The following is a 25,484-nucleotide window of genomic DNA, read 5'->3' as shown; positions in this document are numbered from 1 at the left end:
GCTGAATCGATACGAAGCGGCTCGCCTTAGGCAAATAACGGCAGATGGCTCCAATCACATGAAATTTTGCTGGATTTTTTCACCGACTCACGGCAATATGAAAAAATCTGCAAAAATTTCATAAGCCATGCAACACTCCTTACCCATGACCCCCCATACACTTGGCGCTGATCTGCGTGCTCTGCGCAAGTCGCGCGGTCTAACCTTGATGGATTTGGCCGCCACTTTAGGGCGTTCCGTGGGTTGGCTCAGCCAGGTTGAACGAGACAAGTCCGAACCTTCAATTACAGATCTGCGCCATATTGCGGCGGCCTTGGATGTTTCGGTATCAATGCTCTTTCGGCATTCCGCGGCGCCCGCCGATGAAGCAGGCTATGTCGTACGAAAAACAGCACGTCGTTCTGTGGGGTCTTCTGTAGCGGGTCTGATCGAAGAATTGCTGTCACCTGATCTCACCGATGACTTTGAAATGGTACATTCCACTTTTGCACCCGGCAGTAAGATCACGGAGCCGGTAACACGACCCACTCAGGAAGTTGGATATCTTGTCCGGGGTGCGTTGGATCTGGTGATCGCGGGTAAAAGGCACACTATCAATCCCGGGGATAGCTTTCGCATTCGAGGAGAACCCTTCATTTGGTCAAACCCCTATGATTCGGCCGCTGTGGCCATCTGGGTCATTGCCCCTCCGGTGTATTGATGACTTTTGAATCCTGGACCATTTTTGCAGTTTTCTGGGTTGTGTTCGTCACGACGCCCGGTCCCAATGCCGTAAACTGCATTACCAATGGCATGACCATTGGTTTTCGGCGTGGGATGATCGGCGTGCTGGCCATTCTGACACAAGCCTCGCTTTTCTTGGTACTTTCCGCACTGGGAATAACCGCTTTGATTGCCGCATCACCAACAGGCTTTTTGATCGCCAAACTGATCGGTGCCGGGTTTTTGATCTACCTTGGCGTACGCGGTTGGCTGATGGCGAAGCATCCTGTAACGATTCAAGACAAACCCGCCAAGTCTGTCTACCTGCACGCGCTTGCCATCGCCACGATCAACCCCAAGAGCGTCGCGGGGTATCTCGCGGCCTTTTCGCAGTTTGTGCAACCGGATGTGCCGATCTGGAGCCAGATGGGGATGATCATGCCTACGGCTCTGGCGATCACGGCGATCAGTTACACCGGGTTCACTCTGTTAGGTGCAGGGCTCGGGCGGGCGGCGTTAAGCGCGGTGTTCAATGTCTGGGTGCGCCGGATCATGGCGGCCTGTTTCGTGATCTACGGCGTGCTTCTGGGTGCAAGCACAACACCGGGGAGGGCGTGACATGATCAAGGGCAGCTGTCTCTGCGGCGCAGTGACATATGAGGCGAAGGGTGAACCGGGCGCGCCCGCGGTTTGCCATTGCATTCAATGCCGCAAGCAATCGGGCCATGCCTGGGCGTCGTCTTACGTCGAAAACGGCACATTGAAGATTACCGGCGAGGTACGCTGGTTCCAATCTTCCGACAAGGCTAGGCGTGGCTTCTGCCCCAATTGCGGGTCAGCGCTCTTCTGGAAACATGATGACGACGCCTTCACCTGTTTTTCCACCGGTTCGATTGACGGACCGACGGGGCTGCGTCTGCGTAGCCACATCCATACCGCCACAAAGGGCGATTACTACACAATCTCGGCCGACGAGCCGCAAAGGGAGACTTGAACCATGGCAGATTTTCCAACCACGGCCCGCGTGGTCATCATTGGCGGCGGCGTCGTTGGCACCTCGACTTTATACCATCTGGCAAAGGCAGGCTGGACTGATTGCGTGCTGCTTGAGAAAAACGAGTTGACTGCCGGCTCCACTTGGCATGCGGCGGGAAATGTGCCGAATTTCGCGGGCTCTTGGGCGGTGATGAACATGCAGCGCTATTCGGCCAAAATGTACCGGACGCTGGCAGAGGACGTCGATTATCCGATGAACTATCACGTGACCGGCGCGCTGCGTCTGGCGCATTCCAAAGAACGGATGATGGAGTTTGAAAGAGTCGCTTCGATGGGTCGCTATCAAGGCCTTGAGATGAGTATTTGCACGCCGGAAGAACTGAAAGAATACAATCCTTTCATGGAAGTTCATGACCTTGAGGGGGGGCTTTGGGATCCATTGGACGGGGATATCGACCCCGCACAGTTGACGCAGGCGTTGGCCAAGGGTGCGCGGGAAGCAGGCGGTCGGATCGAGCGTTTCTGCCCGGTGACCAATGTGTCGCGGGACGGTGACGAATGGATCGTTCACACGGACAAGGGCGATATCCGCTGCGAATATGTTGCCAACTGTGCAGGCTACTATGCACAGCGCGTCGGTGAGATGTTCAAGCCTTTTGGCGGGCGCAGGGTGCCGATGGTTGTAATGAGCCATCAGTACTTTCTGACCGACGAGATCCCTGAGCTGGCGGAGTGGACCAAGGAAAAAGGCCGCAAGATGCCGATGATCCGCGACGTGGATATCTCATACTATCTTCGGCAGGATAAAAACGGGCTGAACCTCGGTCCTTACGAGCGTAACTGCAAAGCGCATTGGGTCACGCCTGAAGATCCGATGCCCGAGGACTTCTCGTTCCAGCTCTACCCGGATGATCTGGAACGGTTGGAGTTTTACATCGAGGATGCAATGGAACGTGTACCGGCTCTGGGCACGGCGGGTGTGGGTCGTAACATCAACGGACCCATTCCTTACGCGCCCGACGGTTTGCCGATGATCGGCCCGATGCCGGGGGTGAAGAATGCATTCGAGGGGCACAGCTTTACCTTTGGGATCGCGCAGGGCGGTGGCGCGGGCAAGTGCCTGTCCGAATGGATCATGCATGGGGAGACGGAATTGGATATGTGGGCTGTCGATCCGCGTCGCTATACCGATTACGCAGACCACGACTATTGCCTTGCCAAGGCGCTGGAAACCTATGGCCACGAATACGCAATGCATTTCCCGCATCACGAATGGCCCGCCGGGCGGGACAAGAAGCTGTCACCAAATCACGCGAGTCTGATCGCCGATGGGGCGCAGATGGGCGCCTATAGCGGTTGGGAACGCGCCAATTGGTTCGCGAAGGATGGCGATGACACCTCAGAGGAAGCGACCCACACCTGGGACCGCAACGGCCCCTGGGCGGTGCGGGTGAAAGAAGAGGTTGAAGCGGTGCGCGACAACGTGGGCGTGCTCGATCTTACCGGTTTCTCGCGCTATACTCTGTCGGGGTCAGGTGCTGCGGAATGGCTGCGCGGCCAAATCTCAGGCGCCTTGCCCAAAGCGGGCCGGATGAACCTGGGGTATTTCGCCGACAGCCGCGGCAGGATCGTGACCGAAGTGACCATAATTCGCTGGGCCGAGGATGATTTCTGGCTGATGACCGCAGCCGTGGCGCAATGGCATGACTTTGAGTTCTTGCAAAAAACGCTTCCTGCCGATGGATCGCTGACGCTGACAGACATCACCAAAAAGTGGAGCACCAGTTTGATCACGGGGCCAAAGTCGCGTGACATCCTGTCGGGCATTGCACCTGACGCGGACCTCTCCACAGGTTGGCTGACAATTCAGGAAGCGGTTGTTGCGGGCAAACCGGCGAAACTCTTCCGGATTTCGTTCGCTGGTGAGCTGGGTTGGGAAGTCCATACCTCTTTTGAGGACAGCCCGGCGGTCTATTCAGCCATCCGGGACGCGGGCGCCGCGCCGTTCGGCATGTTTGCTCTGAATTCCATGCGGATCGAAAAAGGCTACCGGTCTTGGAAAGGCGATCTATCGACAGACTACTCCTTGCTGGAGGGTGGCATGGAACGGTTTGTTCGCTTTGATAAACCGCAGGAATTTCCAGGCAAGGCGGCGTTGTTGAATGAAAAGCAACAAGGCTCCAAAAAGCAATTTGTCACTTTGACAGTGGAGGCGCCGGATCAGGACGCACCTTATATGTCGCCGCTATTTCATAATGGCGATGTGGTCGGCGAAACAACCTCTGGAGACTGGGGCTACCGGATCAACAAATCCGTTGCTCTAGGCATGTTGCGCAAAGATCTGACGTCACCTGGCACAGAAGTTGAGGTCGAGATCTATGGCAAGCGGTGCAAGGCGACCGTGCAGCCCGATCAACCGTTGTGGGATCCCGAAAACGAAAGAATCCGCGCGTGACACAGATCATCCTGTTGGATGGTGGAATGGGGCAGGAGCTGATTCACCGTGCAGGCGATCAGCCCACGCCGCTGTGGTCTACGCAGGTGATGATCGACCACCCGGGCATGGTTCAGAGCATTCACGCGGACTTCTTTGCTGCAGGGGCTACCGTCGCGACAACCAATACCTATGCGATTCACCACGATCGGTTGCAAGACGCCGGAATCGATGAGCAATTTGACATGTTACACGCGGCCGCCGTGACTGAGGCAAAAGCCGCAAGAGAAGTATTCGGCTACGGTAAGATTGCCGGGGCCATTGGTCCGCTGGGCGCGAGCTACCGCCCGGATTTGCATCCCGTTTCAGAGATTGCCGTGCCACTTTTTGCTGAAGTGGCGCAAGTACTTGCGAAAGATTGTGATCTTCTGATCATGGAAACCGTGGCTTCGGTGGCGCACGCGCGCGATGCCCTCAAGGGCGCGCGCGCCTCAGGCCTGCCAATTTGGCTGTCTCTGACCGTTTCTGACACCGATGGCGGGTATTTGCGGTCAGGTGAACCTTTGGAGGATGTTCTTCAGTTCGCCGAAGGGGCAGACGCGATTTTACTCAACTGCTCTGCACCCGAAGCGGTGACAAAGGGCCTGCCGATCATTGCACGGCTGCAGAAACCCTTCGGAGGCTATGCCAATGCTTTTGAGCTGATCACCGAAGACTTTCTGAAGGAAAGACCCACGGTGGACGCACTTAAAGCGCGCCGTGATATGGGGCCACGCGCCTACGCCGGCTACGTGATGGAATGGGTTGGCCTGGGTGCCAGCATCGTTGGCGGCTGCTGTGAGGTTGGCCCCGCACATATCTCTGAAATTGCACACCGGCTCGAAGCAGCCGGTCACACAATCGTTTAAAGGAATACTCCCATGCCTGTGTCTCCGTCTCATGCGCGCGTTGTCATTATTGGGGGCGGCGTTATTGGCTGCTCCGTCGCGTATCACCTGACCAAATTGGGTTGGAAAGATGTGGTTTTGCTGGAGCGTAAGCAGTTGACGTCGGGCACGACTTGGCATGCGGCGGGCCTGATCGCTCAGCTGCGGGCAACGGCGAATATGACAAAGCTGGCAAAATACAGCCAGGAACTTTACGGCAATCTCGAAGAAGAAACCGGTGTCGCGACGGGCTTCAAACGCTGTGGCTCGATAACGGTTTCGCTGACCGAAGAGCGCCGCGAAGAGATCCTGCGCCAGGCCGCGATGGCGCGGGCCTTTGGTGTAGAGGTTGAGGAAATTTCACCCTCCGAGGTCAAAGAGCGTTACGAGCATTTGAACATCAAAGGCGTAACTGGGGCGGTGTATTTGGACAAGGACGGGCAGGGCGACCCGGCCAATATCGCGCTTGCCCTCGCTAAAGGTGCACGTCAACGTGGCGCGCAGGTGCTCGAACGCACCCGTGTCACGCGGATAGCGCGCGAGGGGCGGCGCGTCACAGGAGTGGACTGGGAACAGGGCGGCGAGACCGGTCATATCACGGCCGATATGGTGGTGAACTGTAGCGGGATGTGGGCCCATGAAGTGGGCCGGATGGCTGGTGTCAACGTGCCGCTGCATGCCTGCGAGCACTTCTACATCGTCACCGAGGCGATTCAGGGCCTGAAACAGTTACCAGTGCTGCGGGTGCCTGATGAATGTGCGTACTACAAGGAAGATGCCGGCAAAATGCTTTTGGGGGCCTTTGAACCCAATGCCAAACCTTGGGGTATGGACGGCATATCACCGGACTTTGAATTTGATCAGCTGCCCGAGGATTTCGACCACTTCGAACCAATCCTGGAGGCAGCCGTTGAACGCCTGCCGATGTTGGCGGAGGCCGGCATTCATACGTTCTTCAACGGACCGGAATCTTTTACGCCCGATGATGCTTACCATCTGGGTCTGGCGCCGGAACTGGATAACTTTTGGGTCGCGGCCGGTTTCAACTCGATCGGTATTCAGTCTGCTGGCGGTGCCGGTATGGCCTTGGCGCAATGGATGGAAGATGGCGAGAAACCCTTTGATCTGGGTGATGTGGACATCAGCCGTATGCAACCCTTTCAAGGCAACAAGAAGTATTTGTTCGAACGCGCAACTGAATCCCTGGGCTTGCTCTACGCCGATCATTTCCCGTTTCGCCAGAAAGTTACAGCGCGTGGTATTCGACGCTCGCCGTTGCACCAACATTTCTTGGACAATGGCGCGGTTATGGGCGAATTCGCTGGCTGGGAGCGCGCAAACTGGATCGCCAAACCCACGCAAACCGCCGAATATGAATACTCGTGGAAGCGGCAAAACTTCTTTGACAATGTGGCCGAGGAAGTCACCGCAATCCGCAACAATGTTGGCATGTATGACATGTCATCTTTTGGCAAGATTAGGGTGGAAGGGCGCGATGCCGTAGCCTTTATGAACTATGTCGCTGGCGGGCAATACGACGTGCCGGTTGGAAAGATCGTTTATACCCAGTTTCTGAACCCGCGTGGCGGGATCGAAGCGGATGTGACCGTGACGCGGATCGCCGAAACCGTGTTTCTGGTGGTGACACCGGCGGCTACGCGCCTGGCGGATCAGACCTGGATGATGCGGCATATTGGCGACTTCAATGTGGTGATTACGGATGTGACGGCGGGCGAGGGTGTGCTGGCCGTCATGGGGCCAAGATCGCGCGAGTTGTTGAACTTGGTGTCGCCCAATGACTTTGGCAATGATGTGAACCCCTTCGGGACCGCCCAGGAGATTGAACTTGGGTTGGGTGTCGCGCGGGTGCACCGGGTTACCTACGTTGGCGAGCTTGGTTGGGAAATCTACATGAGTTCGGACATGGCGGGGCACGTGTTTGAGACGCTCATGGAGGCTGGGCAAGAGTTGGATTTGAAACTCTGTGGGATGCATATGATGGACTGCGCCCGCATGGAAAAAGGCTTCCGCCATTTTGGCCACGATATCACTTGCGAGGATCACGTGTTGGAGGCTGGGCTTGGATTTGCGGTCAAGACGGACAAACCCAACTTCATTGGGCGCGAAGCGGTCCTGCGCAAAAAGGAAGAAGGGCTCAAGAACCGCCTGTTGCAATTCAAGCTCACGGATGCCGAGCCGCTGCTATATCACAACGAACCAGTGATGCGGAATGGCGAGTTGGTCGGGTATCTTGCTTCGGGCGCTTATGGTCATACGTTCGGTGCATCTATGGGTCTCGGATATGTGCCTTGCGCGGGCGAAACGGCAGCGGAAGTGTTGGCCTCAGAGTACCACATTGATGTCGCTGGTACGTTGGTGAAGGCAGAGGCGTCGCTCAAGCCGATGTACGATCCAAAATCTGAGCGGGTGAAGGTTTAGGCAAGGAAGTCCTGAAACCTGCTCAACGAGCGATCGGTTAAGGTAGGTTTCAGGTCACTATCTCTTTCCGGATGCGTCAGGGTTGCACGCATGCCGTTCTTCTGCGAGCAGGTGGCATGACTTCAGATTACGCGCCTCCTCAGGAACCTCTTGTCGTTCTGCACGAAGATGCAGAAGTTCTGTTGGTTGATAAACCATCTGGGCTGCTTTCTGTGCCGGGCAAAGGACCACATCTGGCCGATTGCTTACTCACGCGGGTGCAAATCATTTTTCCGGATGCTCTGTTGGTGCACCGCTTGGATCGTGACACATCTGGCGTGATGATCTTCGCGCTCACCCCACACGCACAACGGCATTTGGGGCTGCAATTTGAAAAGCGCATGACCAAGAAAACCTATGTTGCGCGCGTCTGGGGCGTTCCGGTTGAGAAAACCGGAACCGTCGATCTGCCTCTGATCGTGGACTGGCCCAATCGCCCGCTGCAAATGGTATGTCACGAAACCGGCAAGCCTGCGCAGACAGATTGGCGGGTGCTCAAAGACGAGGACACAACAGCGCGCGTGAGATTGCAGCCGTTAACTGGGCGCAGTCATCAACTCCGCGTGCATATGTTGAGCCTTGGCCATCCTATTCTGGGAGACCCCTTTTACGCCACGGGTCCAGCACGCGAGTATGATCGTTTGATGCTGCACAGCCAGGAATTGCGGTTTAACCACCCGCAAGGTGGCCGTTCTACCAAAATTCGCGCGCCACTGCCGTTCTAAGTCGTCACCGAATTTGGTTGCGCGCAGATTGGCACTTGACATGATACCATTTGGTTTCATAAAAGAGGTACCGTTAGGTATCACTTTGGAGATCACATGGCTTTGGCACAATCCACTTTTCGCGCTTTGGCTGACCCGACCCGCCGCGACATATTGGTCATGCTGCGTGACCGCGATCTGACAATCGCAGAGGTTGCACAGAACTTCGACATGACCCGGGCCGCCGTCAAAAAACACCTCACCGTATTGTCGGACGGAGGTCTGATTTGCGTACGTGCGCAAGGACGGGAACGTATCAACACGCTTAATCCAAAAGGCATCAAGCCGGTGATCGATTGGCTCACATATTTCGATGCCTTCTGGGACGATCGCCTTTCAACTCTCAAGACAATCATTGAAAAGGACACGAAATGACCTCACCTATCTTGCGCAAAACGATTTATCTGAGAGCCTCCCGTTCTGAAGTCTGGGCTTTTTTGACTGAACCGGAAAAATTGGCCCAATGGTTCCACGCGCCAAAACAGATACTGGCAGAAGGTGCCAAACTGGAGATGTTTGGCACCACCAGTGGAGACCTGCTGATCTGGGGCGAAGTCAAAGTGGCACGTGAACCGGAATATCTGGAGCATACGTTCACGGTAAAACCCATGGGCGACGCGGTGAGTCTCGTGAAATGGACGCTTGCCGAGGTTCCGGGGGGAACGCAGTTGTCGTTGGAGCATTTGGGGCTGCCAGCCGCCGCCGAAGCCTTCGATCTGATACTGGCTTTGGACAACGGATGGGACAAGCATTTCATTCAAATGCGCGAAGCCCTACACGTATCTGTTCCGGCATGAATGGGGCCTTTGACGCGGCCGGTGCAGGGATTTTACCGGCTGCGTCAAGGCAGAGTTGGCCGTTTTCCAGAAAGCAGACCAAAAACGGCCCACGAAAGAGAGCGAACCAATTCTTGGCGCATCTAAAGCCTGCAACGCGTAGCGGTGCAGATCCGGTCCATTTTCTGAAAAGCCAGTGGCCTTTGCGCGCACATGGGCGTGAAATAGATTTCTGAGGCTATTTTGGCAAGCGGCTGTAAGTGCATCAGTAACCGCTCTGGATGCCATTCAAACCCTTGTTTGGTTCCTGGCCTTGATCTAATTGCTCCCGTCTTTAGCGAAAACGCTCCGTTCCCTCTTCAGAACACCATGCAATGCCGTGTCGTTGTGGGTGGTGGGACTGTTCTCCGGCGCCGTAAGTTGTGGGGTTCATGTTGGTGGGCCACTGATCAAAGGCAATCTTTTGCGTCAGTACCTGTACAAATCGTCTATTTGAGAACGAACACCCAATATTTCTATTCGTTGAATGGCGTGAAAGCGGCTGCGTATGGATCTGTGAAGATTGTTGGAAACGGCAGTCTCTAAGTCAGTCTCATCCATTCCCTATACCGTACTGTTGGTCGACACTTCGTCGCTGGTGTCTTTTCTGCGTAGCAGGCCATTCAGCAAGGCCACGCTGACAACACTGGCCTCGCGTCCGGTGAAGCAGCAGATCAGACAAGGAAGAAGTCGAACCTCCTGCAACAACTGCCCAAAAACCATCTCGGATTTGGGCCACCGCGCGCTATGCCGACACCAGAGCATTGATCAGCCGATCCGGAAGTTCCGCACGTGGTCGGGCATCTTTACACCATCAATCAAGCGCGCATCCGGGATAGGGGTGCCGACATGGGTTGTTACCGGTATGACTCCCGCCCAAATGGGCAAAGCATAGTCTTCTTCATCGTCACTCGGATCACCCGTCCGGACCTTTGCGCTGCCTTCTGCGATATCCATACCCAAAACCATTGTGGCCTTCAGGTCCTGTTCGTAATCCGGTCGCAACGTGTCGTAGCGTTCTGGGAAGAGCCCATCCAGAAAGGTCCTTAGCTTTTCAAGCTTTTCTGCCGGGTCTTCAACTTTGACGGCCGTTCCAAAGAGCATGGCAGAACGCGTATTCAAGGAATGATGCATGCCTGAGCGGGCCAAAACAAAACCGTCCAGAATTGCAACGGTGAGACATACTTTCGCGTCTTTGGAATTACGCAAGGCGCGGCTTGCTGACGAGCCATGCCAATACACTCGGTCGCCCTCGCGCCATTGAAAAGTGGGTGTGACATACGGCTGCCCATCGATGACATACCCTACACTGCACAAAGGTTGCGCATCCAGAATGCCATTGATTGTCGCGCGATCAAAATACCCCCTGCTATGCATGCGGCGCAGGCGGGATTTTTCAGTTACAACAAGGGGATCATTCATTGTTCAGATCTTTCGAGCGGTTTCTCTTGACGATGCTTAGAGAATTATTGGATATACAGAAATGTCCAATATCCAAAAAAAAGAACAGTCCAATTTGGACGTTGCCCTCTTTGCATTACTGCTGGACCATTCGCACTCGGCAAGCTTGCAGGCGCAGTTAACGGAGGCTCTGCGCAGCTTGTTGCTGTCAGGTTCCGATTACTCCGGAACGCGACTGCCGGCGAGTCGCGTACTGGCACAAGAACTTTCAGTGTCGCGCACTACGGTCGTCGGAGCGTATGATCAATTAATTAGCGAGGGATACTTTAAAACAATGGTTGGGAGCGGCACTTTTGTGGCCGAAAATTTGCCTCACCTCGTGCCGCCTGTTCAAAAGAGTGTGGCCCCTCCGGAGACGCCGCAAGCCTGGCTGCCGTTTCACTCAGGAGTGCCGGAGCAGACCTTGTTTCCACATCGCGTCTGGTCGAGGCATGTAGAGCGCGCGTGGGCTCGGCCATCTGATGGGCTGCTCGGGCGGGCGGACCCCTTTGGCTGGTACCCACTACGACAGGCTATCAGTGCGCATCTCAAAGCTTGGCGCAAGCTGGACTGCCAAGCGGAACAGATTGTGATCACGTCAGGCGCTTCGGAAGCTTTCGAGATTATATTCCGCGGCTTCCTCGGTCCCAAACAGACGGCAGTGGTGGAAGATCCTGGCTGGCCCTTGATGCGCGATGTGTTGGACGCGGTTGGCACAAAGGTTCACCTGGTCCGGATTGATCAGCATGGTTTGGATGCGGCGCGCATAAACCACCCTGGTTCCGCGGCCATTGTCACGCCCTCTCGACACTACCCGACCGGAATTTCGATGCCCTTGTCTCGGCGTATGGCGCTCCTTGCGTGGGCCGAACGGCATGATGCGTTGATTGTTGAAGACGACTATGACAGCGAGTTTCGATACCAAGGTCACCCCCTCCCTTCTCTCGCAGGATTGGATAGTCTGAAGCGGTCGATCTACCTGGGCAGCTTTTCAAAACTGCTCAGCCCGGCTTTGCGCATTGGTTATCTTGTGGTGCCCGACAGTCTTCTGCCATCGGCCCAAAGATATATGTCTCGTTTTGGGTCGCGCGCATCCTTGATCCCACAGCCCGCGCTTGCGAGTTTCATGGACAGCGGTGCTTTTGCTGTTCATCTTAGACGCATGCGTCGGACCTATGCAAAACGTCAATCCCACTTGATATCGGAGCTTGCAGGCTGCGCGGACCTTCTTGATTTATCACCGGATCCATCTGGCATGCACATCTGCGCGGCGCTACGGCTCAAACTCCAAAAAACCACAACCGACAAGGCGATAACCGATGCGGCGTTCAAGGAAGGCTTGCACCTTAAAGCACTATCATCGCATAGCGTCTTGCCTGATCCGCCGCAGGGCCTTGTTCTGGGCTATGCTGCTTTCAATGAAACCGAACTTTCACAGGGCGCGCAAAAGCTGTCTCGATTGCTCGGGCAGTTCTCCAACACGCTGAGATAGCCTTTCACGTGTTGGGAGCCGTCCAAAGACCAATGGTGCATAACCTTTGGGTCGATCGCTCAAGCGCGATCCTCCGGCCAACGGTCTGGTTTGGAAGGGACGGCAGCTCACTCTTGTTCAGTTGCCGCCCGAGCCATGTTTATTCCGCGGCCCAGCCGGATACGGCTTTGACTTCAAGGAACTCTTCGAGCCCAAATACCCCGCCTTCGCGTCCATTGCCTGACTGTTTGTATCCACCAAAGGGTGAGCCCTGAGCAAACCCCTGACCATTGGTCTCGACCATGCCCGACCGCAGACGGCGCGCCACACGGCGTCGTTTTTCATCGTCCTCTGTCTGGATGTAATTGGTCAAACCATAGGGCGTGTCATTGGCAATGGCGATGGCCTCTTCGTCGCTTTCAAACGGGATGATCGATAGCACCGGACCAAAGATTTCCTCTCGCGCAATGGTCATCTCATTCGTCACATCCGCAAATACCGTGGGTTTCACAAAATACCCCCGGTTCAGGCCGTCCGGCCGACCGAGCCCCCCTGCAACAAGCCTGGCCTCGCCCATACCAACTTCAATAAGCTTCTGGATCTTGTTGAATTGAGCTTCGGAAACCACAGGACCGATGTGCTTACCCTCTTCGGAGGCGGGTCCAACATGCGTATTCGTGGCAACATCCGCCGCCATTTCGACCGCTTCGTCATAGCGTGAACGATGCACAAGCATGCGTGTGGGGGCGTTGCAAGATTGCCCGGAATTTCGGAAACACCGAACCGCACCGGATTTGGCGGCCTTGGGATGAGCATCCTCAAAGATAATGTTGGCCCCTTTGCCGCCAAGCTCCAGACTGACGCGTTTCAACGTATCCGCTGCTGCTTTGGAAATGGCGATGCCCGCGCGTGTCGAACCCGTGAAGCTGACCATGTCAACCTCTGGATGGGCCGACAGCTGGCTGCCGACGCCTGCACCATCGCCGTTGACCAAATTGAAAACGCCTGCTGGAAAACCCGCCTCATGCACGAAATCCGCAAAAAGCAGCCCTGAGAGTGGCGCAATTTCCGAGGGTTTCAGGACCATTGTGCAGCCGGTGGCCATGGCAGGCACAGCCTTGAGAACAATCTGGTTCATCGGCCAGTTCCAAGGCGTGATGAGCGCACAGACGCCAATCGGTTCCAGAAGGGTTTTTTCGGTCGCCGTGAAATCACTCTCAAAGCTGAAATCTTCAAAGGCCTTGAGAAACCCTTCAAGGTGCCAACTGCCTGCGCCCACTTGCTGTGCCCGGCTCAGCGCCATGGGAGCACCCATTTCCATCGACATGGCCTGAGCCATTTCTTCGGAGCGGGCATTGTAAATCTCAAGAAGCCGGTGCAGCAGGGCTACACGTTCTTCCTTACTGGTCTGAGACCACCCATCGAATGCCGCGCGGGCTGCGCCGACGGCCGCGTCTGAATCCGCATGACCTCCAAGTGAGATCACCGCGCATTGTTCTTCTGTGGAGGGGTCAATGACGGCGAAATCATTTGGTACAGCGGGGGCGACCCACGCGCCGTTGATGTAGAAATCACGTTTTTCCAACATGGTGTCTCTCCTATTTTTTCGGCTCAGCCGGGGGCAGTGCCAGTGGTTTTGCGGCACCTTGTCATTGCGGGAACACCTCTGCAAGAGAGGGGATGAAAGATCTGTCCGAAGGCATTAGGTTAACAAAACGAGTCATTATCAGCATTGCACCGGAGGACACCATGGGCTTGCGCATCAACGACACCATTCCTGATTTAACGGTCGAAACAGACCACGGAACGATTCAACTACACGATTGGATTGGCGACAGTTGGGCTATCCTGTTTTCTCATCCAAAGGATTTCACACCAGTTTGCACAACCGAGTTTGGAGCTGTCGCACAGTTGGCCGATGAATGGGAACAGCGGGGCACAAAGGTCATTGGCGTTTCCGTTGACGGCGTTGAGGATCACAAAAAGTGGAAAGGGGACATTGAGAAGGTTGCCGGAGCTACCGCAGGTTTCCCGATCATTGCTGATGTAGGCCTGGAAGTGTCTAAAGCTTTCGATATGTTGCCCGCTGAAGCCTATCTCCCCGATGGGCGCACCCCAGCAGACAGCGCAACAGTCCGCTCGGTATTCATCATTGGGCCTGACAAACAGCTCAAATTGTCAATGACCTATCCGATGACAGTGGGTCGCAACTTTGCCGAAGTGCTGCGTGCATTGGATGGGTTGCAAATGTCGATTGGGCACGGAGTGGCTACGCCTGCGAATTGGGTGCCGGGCGATGACGTGATTATTCCTCCGACCGTGTCAAACGAAGACGCAACGGCGAAATTTGGCTCGTTTGAGACTATTCTGCCTTACCTGCGAAAAACCAAAGTACCAGGCTAAGAAACACATCGGGCGGTGCATGAGGCGCCGCCCGACGGTTTTAGACAGTTCGTACAGACTTGCGACGGGCGACCAGTCCAAAGAGGCCAAATCCGGCCAAAAGAAGCGGAGCGGAAGCGGGTAGCGGAACGGGAGTGATCGAATCTTCGAGCGCCGTAACAACCTGACTCGCGACAAGAGATTGAACAATCGCATTTGGATGGACGCTATCAGCAAAAAGCAATGTGTTGGGGTCGATCCCTAAATCCAGGCAGCTCCCGGGGTTTATTGGATTTGGATCCAAGGCGGCACTCATCCGGATGGTGCAGGGTGTCACCGGATCCGTGATGCCAAAGAGCGGTGACCCGTTCGCGATATCAACGGCAATCTGATCGAAGACACTGCTGGTATCAAAACGAATGATGTTGAGCCCTAAAGCGGGTAGTTCGTCCAGATTCTCCGACAGCTGGTTGTTGAAGATATTGGCAATCGCCGACTGCTCTGCGGATGTCCCGGTTAATAAAGCAGCCGGGGTTGTCCCGAGATCCGGTAGGTCAAAAACAAGGAAATCGTCAAAGGTTCGATCCAGCGTTGCGAGCTTCAAAATGCCATTGGTGACTGCATTGGCGGCCGTGACCGGGTCGACGCCAACTGCTAGGTCATTGGCTCCAAAGAAAACGGACAAGAGGGGGTTGTTGCCGGTCACAATTGGAGGACGAAATTGCACATCCGGTAGAAGTTTTGTCAAAAGCGGTGCCCCGCCAAGGGCAGAGGCTGCAAAGAGGTCAATCTGCTGGTTGAAAGTCTCCAAAGGGGTGTCAAAACCCGGGTTGAAGTCACCTGCTGTGGCACCGCCCAAAGCCAAATTGGCGGTGTCGCGCCCTGCGGCATTAAAGATGTCTGCGATCTGCTCCGAATACGCAGGGCCGTTGGAAAAGCGACCGTCAAGGCTCGGTGGAAAAAGCGCGCCGAATTTACCGTCATCGGTTAGGCTGTCGCCAAAGGCGATGTAGCTGGTAAACTGTTCGGTGATCGTGCTGGCGTTGGCACCGGATGCGAAGAAAATTGCGATGATGATCGTGCGAATAGCCGTGATCATGCGGACCTCCAAAACTACACTACAACCTCAGATTAGTGGATGGATCAAAGAAATACCACTTAGGATTGATTGCAAGCGATGAAAGGGTCGTTTAGCCCGCCGCGTTTTGACTTTTCGATCACACAAACAATCATAAGGGCCTGTATTAGGCAAAAAAAGCCCCGATGTTTCCACCGGGGCTTTTTGTTACAAATCTATCGAGAAGATCACTCGCCAGCGGGTGCTTCTTCTTTTTTGACTTCTTCGCCAGTTTCCTGATCGACGACTTTCATGGACAGGCGCACCTTGCCACGGTCATCGAAGCCCAGAAGTTTGACTTTTACTTCCTGACCTTCTTTCAACACGTCCGAAGGATGATTCAGACGACGGTTTTCGATCTGCGATACATGCACCAGACCATCGCGCTTGCCAAAGAAGTTCACAAACGCGCCGAAATCGACGATTTTCACCACTGTTCCGGTGTAGACCATTCCTTCTTCCGGCTCGGCCACGATTGAGTGGATCATGTCGTAGGCTTTCTTAATCGACTCGCCGTTAGGCGATGCGATCTTGATGGTGCCTTCGTCATTGATATCCACTTTAGCGCCGGAAACCTCCACGATCTCCCGGATGACTTTGCCGCCCGAACCGATCACTTCGCGGATTTTATCCGTAGGGATTTGCATAGTTTCAATCCGCGGAGCGTGTACGGAGAATTCCTGCGCACCGGTGATGGCTTTGGCCATTTCGCCGAGAATATGGATACGGCCCGCTTTTGCCTGCTCCAGTGCTTTCTCCATGATCTCTGGCGTAATGCCGGCGATCTTGATGTCCATCTGCAGGCTTGTGATCCCGGCTTCGGTCCCTGCGACTTTGAAATCCATATCGCCCAGGTGATCTTCGTCTCCAAGGATGTCCGACAAGATTGCATAAGAACCGTCGTCTTCGAGAATCAGCCCCATGGCCACACCGGCAACGGGTGCCTTGAGCGGCACGCCCGCATCCATCATGGACAATGACCCGCCGCAGACCGACGCCATGGAAGATGAACCGTTCGATTCGGTAATTTCCGAAACCACACGCACAGTGTAAGGGAAATCGGTCGCGGCGGGCAGAACCGCCTGAAGCGCGCGCCAAGCCAGTTTACCGTGACCAATTTCGCGTCGTCCGGGAGGGCCCACACGACCTGCTTCGCCCACAGAATAGGGTGGGAAATTGTAGTGCAGCAGGAAGTTGGATTTGAAGTTGCCGTGAAGCGCATCGATGAATTGTTCATCGTCGCCTGTGCCGAGTGTTGTGACAACAAGACCCTGAGTTTCACCACGGGTGAACAAGGCCGAGCCATGCGTTCGTGGCAGCAGGCCGGTTTCGGACACAATGTCACGGATTTCGTCCGTTTTGCGACCATCGATCCGCGTGCCGGTCTTCACGACGTCACCGCGCAGAATGGATCCCTCAAGACCTTTCAACGCAGATCCGAGGTTCGGATCTTCTTTCTGCTCATCGCTCAACGCATCCATGATGGTCTCGCGGGCGGCAGCAACGGCTGTTGTACGTTCCTGCTTGTCGGAAATGGCGAATGCTGCGCGCATTTCTTTCTCACCGGCTTTGGCTACGGCCTTTGAAAGGTCCGAATAATCCGCTGGTTGGAAATCAAACGGCTCTTTGGCTGCATCTTCCGCCAGCGAAATGATCAGGTCCAGCACGGGTTGGATCGCATCATGGGCGAACTTCACCGCGCCCAACATTTCAGCTTCCGATAACTCATAGGCTTCGGATTCGACCATCATCACCGCATCTTTGGTCCCGGCCACAACCAAATCAAGGCGTTGATCGGGGTTCAAGCGCAGGTCCTGCATGTCATCCACTGTGGGGTTCAGCACATATTCGCCGCCTTCATAGCCAATGCGGGCACCCGCAATCGGCCCCATGAAAGGCGCGCCTGAAATGGTCAAGGCAGCAGAGGCCGCTATCATCGCAACCATATCGGGGTCATTAACCAGATCGTGGGACAGAACGGTGCACATCACCAAAACTTCGTTCTTGAAGCCGGGGACGAAAAGCGGACGCAAAGGACGGTCGATCAAACGCGCCGTCAGCGTTTCTTTTTCGGTCGGGCGCGCTTCGCGCTTGAAAAAGCCGCCAGGCACCTTGCCCGCCGCATAATATTTTTCCTGATAGTGTACGGTCAGCGGGAAGAAATCTTGGCCGGGTTTTTGTTTTTTGGCAAAGGTGACATTTGCCATGACGCTGGTTTCGCCCAGCGTTGCAATCACCGACCCATCCGCCTGACGGGCCACTTTTCCTGTTTCCAGTGAGAGCGTTTCTTCGCCCCACTGCATGGATTTTTTCGTTTCGTTAAACATCTACGTTTCCTGTGTTGGCCCAGGGGCCATTGCATAGGGGGCGAATTCCCCCTGACCTCGGTATCTTCTTTGGGCGGCGCTGAGGTCCGGGCGCCTCGCTCAGATTGCGCGGTGGTACACGAGATTGCAGCCATTGGAAAGAGACGCTTTGCAGCGCCTTCGATCAACTTGTTAGAGCTTTTCAAGCTCTCAAATCGAATCGCCGGAAACCGCTTTGTGCATCAAACGCAGCATGCTTTTCGCGTGCAGGGATCAGTGCTTTTTGTTAACTTGGGACTGCTTCTCGTCCATATTTTTTTCATGAAGAATGCGCGAAAAAATCCCAACAAGAAACGCGGTTGTCATCCCAAACATTACAAGTCCTGTTACGGATATCATGGCGCCAAAAATGCGAAATGCGGGTGTCAGAACGACATCGCCATATCCAAGGGCTGTGTATGTGACCAGAGTGAAATATATGGGCTCTTCATATCCGGGCAATGCGCCGATTAACCAGAGCATAATGGCCCAAACATAGATCTGAAGCGTATGGGACCCTATAAGCACGGTAAAGAGAGCAGCCACCACGAAAATCTGATGTTTCGCCGACTGATCCGTTGAAAAATGGTTGGCCAGTTGTAGTTTCAAAATGATCCGCGAAATGATGAAGATGTGTATGAAAGCGCAAGCAATCAAAAGCGAGCTTCCTAGCACAATTTGGAAAAGAACGTTCATGTTGCAAGGGTGTCCGGCCGATTGTTGAAGTGGTTGCAATTTTAGACTTCGGCAACGTTGAAGTACATCCGAATTAAATCTGCGCGAACGCTGCAAGTGCCACGACAAGCATCATGGAAGCAGCCATAGCCACATTGATGGCGCGCTGTGTGCGGTGCGGTAAATTCATGCGTTGCACCGTGATGCCAAGAGCGAGCCAGCCTAGATGGATAGGGACCCAAATTGCATTCGCAATCACGAACTTCAAGATAATTTCCAGTACCAAGTTCTCAGGCAAGAAGCCAAAACCCGAGAACAGAGCTGTGTTTACCGCATATGCCTTAGGATTGATCATTTGAAGTGTGATTCCGCCCAGAATGCCAGGCGGTGCGCTGCGCTGAATGAAAGCGACTTTGCTGCCAGCGAAGGCGATGCGCAAAGCCAAATAGCTGAGATAGGCGATTGAGGCGGCAAAGAGGATGACGCGCAGTCGTTCATCGGCCAGTAGCGCAGCGGTAACGCCGCTGACTACGGCGATGAGGACCATGTTTGTCCCAATGAACAGTCCGACGACATATCGGATACCCGCACTCTTACCAAAAGCCGCGCCAACGCCAGCTGTCGACAAAACGCCGGGGCCGGGCGTGATGATCAGAAAAAAGACAGCGGCGGCAAAAGTCAGCATTGCAGGATCATATGCGCGCGCGAATTTAAGTAAATGGCTGTTTCAATTTCAAAAAACCACGCCTGGAATGGCGTGGTTTGATGCATTTCAGATGCATTTGGTAGGGCGGTTTGGAATTGCGCCCTTTCAAAATTGCGTTTTTGCGATCTAGCGGCGCAGACCAAGACGTTTGATCAGGCCTTGATAGCGAGCCTCGTCTTTGGCTTTGGTGTAGTCCAGAAGCTTACGCCGTGTCGCAACCATCTTGAGAAGCCCGCGTCGGCCATGATTGTCTTTCTTGTGCGTTTTGAAGTGCTCGGTGAGAGTTGCAATGCGCGAGGAGAGAATGGCAACTTGTACTTCAGGCGAGCCTGTATCGCCTTCTTTGGTTGCGAATTCTTTCATGACGCGTGCTTTTTCTTCAGCAGTAATCGACATCGGGGTCTCCTTATCAAAAGAGTTACAGGAATGGCTCTGGCCGGGATGTCGTCCAGCGCAGGCCCATGGAGAGTGCGTTCGAAGGTATCAGATTCCATCAAACGATGCGGGCGTATAAGCGCCCGCGATCGAAATAGCAAACGATGAATTGGCAGCCAGTTTGCGCTGCAATTACATTGCGTGGTTTTGTGGCCTGATTTGCGTGAATTTTGGCATCAATCCAATGACAATAGCGGAGCTTAGCGGGATCAGGGTCAAGTCTGAGGCATCCATCTCGGCATCGCCGTAGACTTCGGCCACGTTTTCACCATTCATCGAGACCTGCATGACTTCTGGATCGTCCGGATCTGGTGCCACATCGACGTCCGGTTCTGGCGCGTTGGCATCAGTGTCGTCCCATACCAGCATCAGACTTTCATCATCCGCCGAATAGTCGAGGATTTCAACGCCAGACCGCTCTGTGATCCAGTTCGTTAGGGAGTAATCGAACGTGGTACTTTCTTCTGCTTCCGTCACCATCGCATCTTCAAAGATCAGTGGCTGAATGTTTGTCTCGAAAGCGCCCATTTGCTCAGAATCGGCCGCGTCGGGATCCTGAAAATCCGCCATGATGTCATTCAGGATGTCATCGCCCCATCCATCGGTATCGCCTGGACCTGGTGCAGGGGGGACATTCAAAGCAGTCTGCGGCTCTTGCGAACTGCTGTCTTCCTCGCCTTGGATTTGAATTGCATCAAGCAGGTTGCCCGTGGTTTCTTGTTGAAATTCTTCTTCGTTAATGGGTTCTTCTTCTTCCACCTCAGTGGATTTTAATCCGACAAAAGATGCAGCGCCAACGCCTGCCAAACCGATCAAACCTGCTAACCAGAGCATCAGGCACCCCTTCTTTACGCCGCCAAAATCCGCGTGCTGAGCCGCGAACAGGCCAACCCTGAACTACAAACATTCCTTTTTTAAGCTGAATTCCTAACGAAGAAGTTAACGTTTTGACCTACAGGGCCAGTAGGTTGGCAGTTGGGCGTAGGGCAAATACAGGGGGTGCCGAGGAAGTCCTTCTTTGGATAGTCCGAGGTGGTAAAGCATGAGCCCCGCGTCACGGAGCAGGCCTTCAACTTGATCTCCGCGATTCTGATGCGCACCATGCACGCCCCAAGCAGCTATGATTTGATCGGCCTTCTGAGCGGATTGGACGAGAACATCGTCATTGTCACGCCCAATAGGTTGCGCGGCGCGGCGCATGGCGTGCGGATCAGTGTCGCGCCAGGCAAAAATATTGGTGACATGAAAGCTCCCAAAACCGAGCCGTTTTGCACGGGCCTCGCATCGGGCAACCGTGGGGTCGTTCTTGATTTCATCTGCTTTGGACGGGTTGAGCATGATGAAATTGACGCTAGCGGCCCTCTCATCCCAAATCCGCGTGAGATTGTAGCGGTAGGCTTCACAATCGGAATAGGTGACCTCAGACCAAGTGCTATCTGTGCGATGCGTTCGGGTTAACATGTTATCGTCCTGCCACTGCAAAGCATGACGAACAATCCCTTTTTGCCAAAAGGGGCCACCCTGTGGAGGGCAGCCCTTTTGTGTGATATTTGGAAAGTATCAGCTGATTGCAGCGACGCTTTTGCGGGGTATTTCAAAAATTTCGCCGCGCAATTCAAGGACAGCTGCAGCGACGAGCGCGTACAGGATGTGCCCCCAAAGCGCCACCCATGTGATTCCAGTGAAGCCAAGGAAAGGTTTCATGCCTGCCACCAAATGCGCCATGCCGTAAAGTGCAAAGATCCAAAGAGCGATACCGTATACAGTTGCAGTAATGCTCCAATGTAGCTGAGGCAGAACGGTGCGCTGGAGCGGGCGAGCAATGGCAAAATACCCAACAACGTAGAAGATGAGACCGGTCAGTGTGTGTAGCAGGTACGCTGCGCCGGACGGAGCCGCGCCAAAGACCGATTTGAGCGTGGCGCTCGCAAGACCGACGGGTACCAGTTTGGCGTGGCCAAAGAGCGGGCTGAGCGCTTGCCCGAATACGTCAAAAGCGATGGTGGCAAAGGCGCCTGCGGTCAGGATCGTGAAAACTGTACGTTGCATGAGTATGTCTCCATAAGGGTTCAGAAATTGCGTCTGACCCCGATATGGCACTGCGGTTGCCTGCTGTGCAGTCGCCTCACATTAGACTTACCGCATCGCGGTTTTTCGTAACAAATTGTGTAACAAACCTCTGAAAACGCTGACATAGGCGCGAGGTTTGCAACAAATTGAAATATTCGGAACCGGTTAGTCTTTAATGTTCAGGACACGGATCGGGTGCAGTGCGCCAGATTTGTACTGGCCTATGGCAACAACCCGTCCCTCGTAAGAGGCCCAGCAGTCATCGCCGTAGTCGATACCGGTCGCAATCACCATGCCGGGGTTGCCATTTTGCAAGCGCGTTGCTCCTTCCGACGTGGCCTTGACTTCAGGTAAGTCGATAAAGGCTTCCTCGACCGGACGCAGATAGGTATCGAGCGCCTCTGAGCGCGCCATTTCATCGATTTGCGCCAGCGAAAGGCCATCGCTCGCGTCAAACGGACCAGACCAGGTGCGGCGTAAATTGCTCACATGACCCAAGCATCCCAAGGCCGTGCCAAGATCACGCGCGATGGAACGGACATAGCCGCCTTTGCCACAAACCATTTCAAGCGTTACATGATCGGCGTCCGGCCGGTCGATCAAAAGCAGGCTGTCCACATAAAGAGGTCGTGCTGATATTTCCATGATCTCGCCATCACGGGCGCGTTTATAGGCCCGTTCCCCGTCGATCTTCACGGCAGAGAACTGCGGCGGGACCTGTTGAATGTCGCCGATGAAAGCGCTCAACGCCTCCTTGATCTCGGCGTCAGAGGGGCGCAATTCACTAGTCCCGATGGTTTCGCCTTCGCCGTCATCGGTGTTTGTTGCTTGCCCCAGGCGCACCGTAAACTCATAGGCCTTTAGTGCATCCGTCACATAGGGCACCGTTTTGGTCGCCTCGCCCAGTGCGACAGCCAGAACACCCGTGGCTTCGGGGTCAAGCGTGCCCGCATGCCCGGCCTTCTTGGCGTTAAGCGCCCAACGCACTTTATTGACCACGGCGGTCGATGTCAGCCCAGCAGGCTTGTCGATGACCATCCAACCGGAAATATCTCTGCCGTTGCGTTTGCGTCCCATGGTGTCCTCGTCTTTTGCTGCGACAGGCCCATATCGGGTCAAGTCGCGCACCGCCAGTAGTATTTGTCGCGCACCACCAGTAGCATTTAACGTCCTTTGGAAGTCTCGCGACTGGCATAATGCGCTGCGATCAATCGATCTCGGTCACGACACCGACAATGGGACCGAGCCGAAAACCAAAGTCATTTCTATTCAGATCCGGTGCATAAAGGCGCGATATGTTCCCATCAAAATAGAGCGCGTTTGGCGTCTTGAGCACATCGCGGAATAGCACCCCGAAATCATGAAAATTCACCGGGGCGTCCGAGATTGCAAAAAAGACCCGTCTCCCATCTGAAGAAGTACCCACCCCGTTACGTATGTATTTTGACGTGCCATCTGCCAAAAATCGCGGGTGCAATTCGCCCTCGATCACCAACATGGGACCTGATTGGGTCGCATCGTTACAACCGGGCGCGGTGCGCACGTAGGCAGATGTCTCGAAAACATCAGCACGGCCCGCGCGCAAACAGAACACACCATTGGGGAGCATCCCGAAGTTACCGGGGCCGGGATTTTCGATAACGCGCATCAATTCCTGCCCGTTTTGCACGAAATGACCAACGGGTGCGCGGTCTTCATGGTACATACCGGCGTTCATCGCGAAGCTCAGTTTCATGTCGTCTTTGGCCAAAACCTGGTCGATCGCGAAGAACTGCCCCAAAAGGTCGCCTGCATCATCATAGAGAAAGAGTTGCAAATCCTCTTTGGACGCATCGACCTCACAAACGGTAAAGGGTGTTTCCAGATGTTCGACCGTCTCACACTCCACGGCGGCGACATTTTGTGCCATCATGACAACTACACCCGCCAGGAATAGTGACCGTGTCATTCGTTGCCTCGTTCCTCGCCGGTTTCAGGTGCCGTATCACGTCGCACGCCATCGCGGCTGAGCATCTCGCGCGTTTCATCCATGCGGTCAAAGGTTCCATCGACCTGAAAACGCAGGTCTGGCGCAAATTTGAGCGAGAGTTTTTTGGACACTAAGCGACGCAGTTCGCCTTTATTGCGTGCGAGCAAGGCAATTGCCTCGTCCTGTCCTTGCCCGCCAAGTGGCAGCACATAGGCCGTAGCAATGCGTAAATCCGGAGATGTGCGCACCTCACCCACCGTTATGGACATCCTGTTGAGGTCCGGATCGTGTATGTCCCCGCGTGCGAGCACTTCAGAGAGTGCACGCCGGATGAGCTCTCCAACCCTGAGTTGTCTTTGTGAAGGGCCTGTGCCTTCGTGAAACTTGTTCTTACCCATGATCTCCATCTAAGCGGTCATCGGGGCTTTGCCAAGCAAGTGCTGTCACGATAAGCAGGCCAAATGTCAGCGAAGAGGGAAGCATGCCATGGGCAAGTCGACAGGAATTGTAGTCACAGGTGTCTCTGGCCGGATGGGTCAGATGCTGGTTGAAACGATTACGGCTTCCGAAAGGACGCAATTGGTAGGGGCTGTGGAGCGGTCGGGTCACGCATGGGTGGGCCGGGATCTGGGTGCGGCGATGGGCGGTGCCGCGACCGGCGTGATTGTGACAGATGACATCGAGGCGACGCTAGATCAGGCAGATGTGGTTATCGATTTCACGGCACCGACGGCCACGATCGCCTTTGCGCAGGCGGCGGCGCGCGCAGGCGTGGCGCATGTGATCGGGACAACTGGCATGACCGCAGGCGAGATTGGGCAATTGCCCAGTCCCGCGCAAGGCGCCTTGATTGTCCGAGCAGGTAACATGAGTCTGGGTGTCAACCTTCTGGTACAATTGACCAAAAAAGTTGCCGCGGCTTTGGACGAGGATTACGACATTGAAGTCATCGAAGCACATCACAACAAGAAAGTAGATGCGCCTTCCGGCACCGCTTTGATGTTGGGACAGGCTGCTGCCGAAGGGCGCGGCGTCACGTTGGACGATGTATCTGACCGTGGGCGCGATGGCATCACGGGTGCTCGCACGCGAGGACAAATTGGCTTCACGGCGATTCGTGGCGGTGACATCATCGGAGAACACGACGTCTTGTTTGCCGCTGCAGGCGAACGGATCACGTTACGGCACGTGGCCTCTGACAGGTCCGTTTTTGCGCGGGGCGCGGTCAAAGCGGCCCTTTGGACGGCAGGAAAAACGCCCGGGCACTACGACATGCTCGATGTTCTTGGATTGTCAGGACAATAATTTGCCGCCAACGCAACATGAAATTGAACCAAAGCGTCAATTACTACGTACTTAACGTTAAGAGTACCAAGGAGTTGGACCACATGCGCTTAATCTTTGCCGTCACCACCACTGCGGCGGTGCTTTTTGGCTCGTCGGTAGCAGCCGAATTTGAAACAGTCGACAGTCAGGAAGAATTCGTTTCCTTGATCTCGGGAAAAGAGCTGCGCCGTCCGTTCGTCAAATTGCAAGTGTCACCTGAGGGCGAGATTTCCGGCATGGGTGCAGCTTGGGTTGTGAGCGGCAACTGGACATGGCGCGAAGGGTATTTTTGCCGGGACTTGTTCTGGGGAGGTGACCCTTTGGGATACAATTGTCAGGAAGTTGAAACCAACGAGAAGCGCATCAGGTTCACATCCGACCGCGGTGACGGTGATACTGCTGAATTCCGCTTGAAATAGCATCAGGACGCGTT

The 25,484-nt window shown here is 54.8% G+C and carries 26 protein-coding genes; 13 read left to right on the top strand and 13 right to left on the bottom strand.

What is annotated here, in order from left to right:
- Positions 1-127: 127 nt before the first annotated feature.
- The 9 genes from AB8B75_RS02485 to AB8B75_RS02445 all read left to right on the top strand — a co-directional run bounded on the left by AB8B75_RS02485 (position 128) and on the right by AB8B75_RS02445 (position 9,097).
- Positions 128-700: a helix-turn-helix domain-containing protein gene (locus tag AB8B75_RS02485; RefSeq protein ID WP_405359574.1), complete on the top strand. Its 573-nt coding sequence runs from the start codon at positions 128-130 to the stop codon at positions 698-700.
- The gene (locus AB8B75_RS02480; RefSeq protein ID WP_405359573.1) at positions 700-1,320 is read left to right on the top strand and encodes a LysE family translocator; all 621 of its coding nucleotides are present in this window, start codon (positions 700-702) and stop codon (positions 1,318-1,320) included. The genes AB8B75_RS02485 and AB8B75_RS02480 overlap by 1 nt, the downstream gene beginning before the upstream one ends.
- 1 nt (position 1,321) lies before the next feature.
- Positions 1,322-1,696 (top strand): GFA family protein, encoded by a 375-nt coding sequence (locus tag AB8B75_RS02475; protein WP_405359572.1) that lies wholly within the window; start codon positions 1,322-1,324, stop codon positions 1,694-1,696.
- A 3-nt stretch (positions 1,697-1,699) separates the two neighbouring features.
- Complete coding sequence (locus tag AB8B75_RS02470) at positions 1,700-4,153, top strand: FAD-dependent oxidoreductase (RefSeq protein ID WP_405359571.1); 2,454 nt, start codon at positions 1,700-1,702, stop codon at positions 4,151-4,153.
- On the top strand, positions 4,150-5,040 hold the full coding sequence (locus AB8B75_RS02465) for a homocysteine S-methyltransferase family protein (protein WP_405359570.1): 891 nt from the start codon (positions 4,150-4,152) through the stop codon (positions 5,038-5,040). Before AB8B75_RS02470 ends, AB8B75_RS02465 begins: the two co-directional genes overlap by 4 nt.
- 12 nt (positions 5,041-5,052) lie before the next feature.
- A complete protein-coding gene (locus AB8B75_RS02460; RefSeq protein WP_405359568.1) occupies positions 5,053-7,497 on the top strand; it encodes an FAD-dependent oxidoreductase in 2,445 nt (814 codons plus the stop codon).
- 116 nt (positions 7,498-7,613) lie between these two features.
- Positions 7,614-8,261, top strand: coding sequence for an RluA family pseudouridine synthase (locus AB8B75_RS02455; protein WP_405359566.1), 648 nt, complete (start codon positions 7,614-7,616; stop codon positions 8,259-8,261).
- 96 nt (positions 8,262-8,357) lie between these two features.
- A complete protein-coding gene (locus AB8B75_RS02450) occupies positions 8,358-8,675 on the top strand; it encodes an ArsR/SmtB family transcription factor (RefSeq protein WP_405359565.1) in 318 nt (105 codons plus the stop codon).
- A complete protein-coding gene (locus tag AB8B75_RS02445; protein ID WP_405359564.1) occupies positions 8,672-9,097 on the top strand; it encodes an SRPBCC domain-containing protein in 426 nt (141 codons plus the stop codon). Before AB8B75_RS02450 ends, AB8B75_RS02445 begins: the two co-directional genes overlap by 4 nt.
- Positions 9,098-9,883: 786 nt before the next feature.
- On the opposite strand, the gene AB8B75_RS02440 is transcribed toward AB8B75_RS02445, so the two are convergent.
- Positions 9,884-10,537 carry a pyridoxamine 5'-phosphate oxidase family protein gene (locus tag AB8B75_RS02440; protein ID WP_405359563.1) on the bottom strand — a complete coding sequence of 218 codons (654 nt, stop codon included), beginning with the start codon at positions 10,535-10,537 and terminating at the stop codon, positions 9,884-9,886.
- A gap of 61 nt (positions 10,538-10,598) precedes the next feature.
- On the opposite strand from AB8B75_RS02440, the gene AB8B75_RS02435 reads away from it, so the two are divergent.
- Positions 10,599-12,047, top strand: a complete 1,449-nt coding sequence (locus tag AB8B75_RS02435; protein ID WP_405359562.1) for a PLP-dependent aminotransferase family protein — start codon at positions 10,599-10,601, stop codon at positions 12,045-12,047.
- A gap of 139 nt (positions 12,048-12,186) precedes the next feature.
- Here AB8B75_RS02435 and AB8B75_RS02430 read toward each other — a convergent pair whose 3' ends face one another.
- Entirely contained in the window at positions 12,187-13,614 is a 1,428-nt protein-coding gene (locus AB8B75_RS02430) for an aldehyde dehydrogenase family protein (protein WP_405359560.1), read from the bottom strand.
- 161 nt (positions 13,615-13,775) lie between these two features.
- Between AB8B75_RS02430 and AB8B75_RS02425 the strand changes: the two genes are divergently transcribed.
- Positions 13,776-14,429, top strand: coding sequence for a peroxiredoxin (locus tag AB8B75_RS02425; RefSeq protein ID WP_405360169.1), 654 nt, complete (start codon positions 13,776-13,778; stop codon positions 14,427-14,429).
- Between the two features lie 40 nt (positions 14,430-14,469).
- On the opposite strand, the gene AB8B75_RS02420 is transcribed toward AB8B75_RS02425, so the two are convergent.
- The 11 genes from AB8B75_RS02420 to rbfA form a co-directional block, all read right to left on the bottom strand.
- Positions 14,470-15,507, bottom strand: coding sequence for an SGNH/GDSL hydrolase family protein (locus tag AB8B75_RS02420; RefSeq protein ID WP_405359559.1), 1,038 nt, complete (start codon positions 15,505-15,507; stop codon positions 14,470-14,472).
- 206 nt (positions 15,508-15,713) lie between these two features.
- Positions 15,714-17,852, bottom strand: a complete 2,139-nt coding sequence (gene pnp, locus AB8B75_RS02415) for a polyribonucleotide nucleotidyltransferase (RefSeq protein ID WP_405359558.1) — start codon at positions 17,850-17,852, stop codon at positions 15,714-15,716.
- A gap of 252 nt (positions 17,853-18,104) precedes the next feature.
- Positions 18,105-18,566 carry an ion channel gene (locus AB8B75_RS02410; RefSeq protein ID WP_405359557.1) on the bottom strand — a complete coding sequence of 154 codons (462 nt, stop codon included), beginning with the start codon at positions 18,564-18,566 and terminating at the stop codon, positions 18,105-18,107.
- A gap of 73 nt (positions 18,567-18,639) precedes the next feature.
- Complete coding sequence (locus AB8B75_RS02405; protein ID WP_405359556.1) at positions 18,640-19,230, bottom strand: LysE family translocator; 591 nt, start codon at positions 19,228-19,230, stop codon at positions 18,640-18,642.
- Between the two features lie 147 nt (positions 19,231-19,377).
- Positions 19,378-19,647 (bottom strand): 30S ribosomal protein S15, encoded by a 270-nt coding sequence (gene rpsO / locus AB8B75_RS02400; protein ID WP_405359554.1) that lies wholly within the window; start codon positions 19,645-19,647, stop codon positions 19,378-19,380.
- 171 nt (positions 19,648-19,818) lie between these two features.
- The gene (locus AB8B75_RS02395; protein WP_405359553.1) at positions 19,819-20,520 is read right to left on the bottom strand and encodes a hypothetical protein; all 702 of its coding nucleotides are present in this window, start codon (positions 20,518-20,520) and stop codon (positions 19,819-19,821) included.
- 105 nt (positions 20,521-20,625) lie between these two features.
- On the bottom strand, positions 20,626-21,147 hold the full coding sequence (locus AB8B75_RS02390; RefSeq protein WP_405359552.1) for a DUF1643 domain-containing protein: 522 nt from the start codon (positions 21,145-21,147) through the stop codon (positions 20,626-20,628).
- A 99-nt stretch (positions 21,148-21,246) separates the two neighbouring features.
- Positions 21,247-21,735, bottom strand: a complete 489-nt coding sequence (locus AB8B75_RS02385; protein ID WP_405359551.1) for a hypothetical protein — start codon at positions 21,733-21,735, stop codon at positions 21,247-21,249.
- A 186-nt stretch (positions 21,736-21,921) separates the two neighbouring features.
- Positions 21,922-22,833 (bottom strand): tRNA pseudouridine(55) synthase TruB, encoded by a 912-nt coding sequence (gene truB / locus AB8B75_RS02380; RefSeq protein ID WP_405360167.1) that lies wholly within the window; start codon positions 22,831-22,833, stop codon positions 21,922-21,924.
- 130 nt (positions 22,834-22,963) lie between these two features.
- Positions 22,964-23,704 (bottom strand): phosphodiester glycosidase family protein, encoded by a 741-nt coding sequence (locus tag AB8B75_RS02375; protein WP_405359549.1) that lies wholly within the window; start codon positions 23,702-23,704, stop codon positions 22,964-22,966.
- Complete coding sequence (gene rbfA, locus AB8B75_RS02370; RefSeq protein WP_405359548.1) at positions 23,701-24,123, bottom strand: 30S ribosome-binding factor RbfA; 423 nt, start codon at positions 24,121-24,123, stop codon at positions 23,701-23,703. The genes AB8B75_RS02375 and rbfA overlap by 4 nt, the downstream gene beginning before the upstream one ends.
- An 88-nt stretch (positions 24,124-24,211) precedes the next feature.
- Between rbfA and dapB the strand changes: the two genes are divergently transcribed.
- Together dapB and AB8B75_RS02360 are read left to right on the top strand one after the other, a co-directional pair.
- Positions 24,212-25,030, top strand: a complete 819-nt coding sequence (dapB, locus tag AB8B75_RS02365) for a 4-hydroxy-tetrahydrodipicolinate reductase (protein ID WP_405359547.1) — start codon at positions 24,212-24,214, stop codon at positions 25,028-25,030.
- A gap of 83 nt (positions 25,031-25,113) precedes the next feature.
- Positions 25,114-25,470, top strand: coding sequence for a dihydrodipicolinate reductase (locus AB8B75_RS02360; RefSeq protein ID WP_405359546.1), 357 nt, complete (start codon positions 25,114-25,116; stop codon positions 25,468-25,470).
- Positions 25,471-25,484 lie beyond the last annotated feature (14 nt).

Origin of the sequence: Roseobacter sp. (genome assembly GCF_045106495.1) — a bacterium.
Taxonomy (GTDB): domain Bacteria; phylum Pseudomonadota; class Alphaproteobacteria; order Rhodobacterales; family Rhodobacteraceae; genus Roseobacter.
This window is presented reverse-complemented; position numbering and strand designations above follow the sequence as displayed.

Coding starts and splice junctions, on each gene's coding strand:
- AB8B75_RS02485 (WP_405359574.1), top strand. CDS start 128: ATGCAACACTCCTTACCCATGACCCCCCATACACTTGGCGCTGATCTG.
- AB8B75_RS02480 (WP_405359573.1), top strand. CDS start 700: ATGACTTTTGAATCCTGGACCATTTTTGCAGTTTTCTGGGTTGTGTTC.
- AB8B75_RS02475 (WP_405359572.1), top strand. CDS start 1,322: ATGATCAAGGGCAGCTGTCTCTGCGGCGCAGTGACATATGAGGCGAAG.
- AB8B75_RS02470 (WP_405359571.1), top strand. CDS start 1,700: ATGGCAGATTTTCCAACCACGGCCCGCGTGGTCATCATTGGCGGCGGC.
- AB8B75_RS02460 (WP_405359568.1), top strand. CDS start 5,053: ATGCCTGTGTCTCCGTCTCATGCGCGCGTTGTCATTATTGGGGGCGGC.
- AB8B75_RS02455 (WP_405359566.1), top strand. CDS start 7,614: ATGACTTCAGATTACGCGCCTCCTCAGGAACCTCTTGTCGTTCTGCAC.
- AB8B75_RS02450 (WP_405359565.1), top strand. CDS start 8,358: ATGGCTTTGGCACAATCCACTTTTCGCGCTTTGGCTGACCCGACCCGC.
- AB8B75_RS02445 (WP_405359564.1), top strand. CDS start 8,672: ATGACCTCACCTATCTTGCGCAAAACGATTTATCTGAGAGCCTCCCGT.
- AB8B75_RS02440 (WP_405359563.1), bottom strand. CDS start 10,537: ATGAATGATCCCCTTGTTGTAACTGAAAAATCCCGCCTGCGCCGCATG.
- AB8B75_RS02435 (WP_405359562.1), top strand. CDS start 10,599: ATGTCCAATATCCAAAAAAAAGAACAGTCCAATTTGGACGTTGCCCTC.
- AB8B75_RS02430 (WP_405359560.1), bottom strand. CDS start 13,614: ATGTTGGAAAAACGTGATTTCTACATCAACGGCGCGTGGGTCGCCCCC.
- AB8B75_RS02425 (WP_405360169.1), top strand. CDS start 13,776: ATGGGCTTGCGCATCAACGACACCATTCCTGATTTAACGGTCGAAACA.
- AB8B75_RS02420 (WP_405359559.1), bottom strand. CDS start 15,507: ATGATCACGGCTATTCGCACGATCATCATCGCAATTTTCTTCGCATCC.
- pnp (WP_405359558.1), bottom strand. CDS start 17,852: ATGTTTAACGAAACGAAAAAATCCATGCAGTGGGGCGAAGAAACGCTC.
- AB8B75_RS02410 (WP_405359557.1), bottom strand. CDS start 18,566: ATGAACGTTCTTTTCCAAATTGTGCTAGGAAGCTCGCTTTTGATTGCT.
- AB8B75_RS02405 (WP_405359556.1), bottom strand. CDS start 19,230: ATGCTGACTTTTGCCGCCGCTGTCTTTTTTCTGATCATCACGCCCGGC.
- rpsO (WP_405359554.1), bottom strand. CDS start 19,647: ATGTCGATTACTGCTGAAGAAAAAGCACGCGTCATGAAAGAATTCGCA.
- AB8B75_RS02395 (WP_405359553.1), bottom strand. CDS start 20,520: ATGCTCTGGTTAGCAGGTTTGATCGGTTTGGCAGGCGTTGGCGCTGCA.
- AB8B75_RS02390 (WP_405359552.1), bottom strand. CDS start 21,147: ATGTTAACCCGAACGCATCGCACAGATAGCACTTGGTCTGAGGTCACC.
- AB8B75_RS02385 (WP_405359551.1), bottom strand. CDS start 21,735: ATGCAACGTACAGTTTTCACGATCCTGACCGCAGGCGCCTTTGCCACC.
- truB (WP_405360167.1), bottom strand. CDS start 22,833: ATGGGACGCAAACGCAACGGCAGAGATATTTCCGGTTGGATGGTCATC.
- AB8B75_RS02375 (WP_405359549.1), bottom strand. CDS start 23,704: ATGACACGGTCACTATTCCTGGCGGGTGTAGTTGTCATGATGGCACAA.
- rbfA (WP_405359548.1), bottom strand. CDS start 24,123: ATGGGTAAGAACAAGTTTCACGAAGGCACAGGCCCTTCACAAAGACAA.
- dapB (WP_405359547.1), top strand. CDS start 24,212: ATGGGCAAGTCGACAGGAATTGTAGTCACAGGTGTCTCTGGCCGGATG.
- AB8B75_RS02360 (WP_405359546.1), top strand. CDS start 25,114: ATGCGCTTAATCTTTGCCGTCACCACCACTGCGGCGGTGCTTTTTGGC.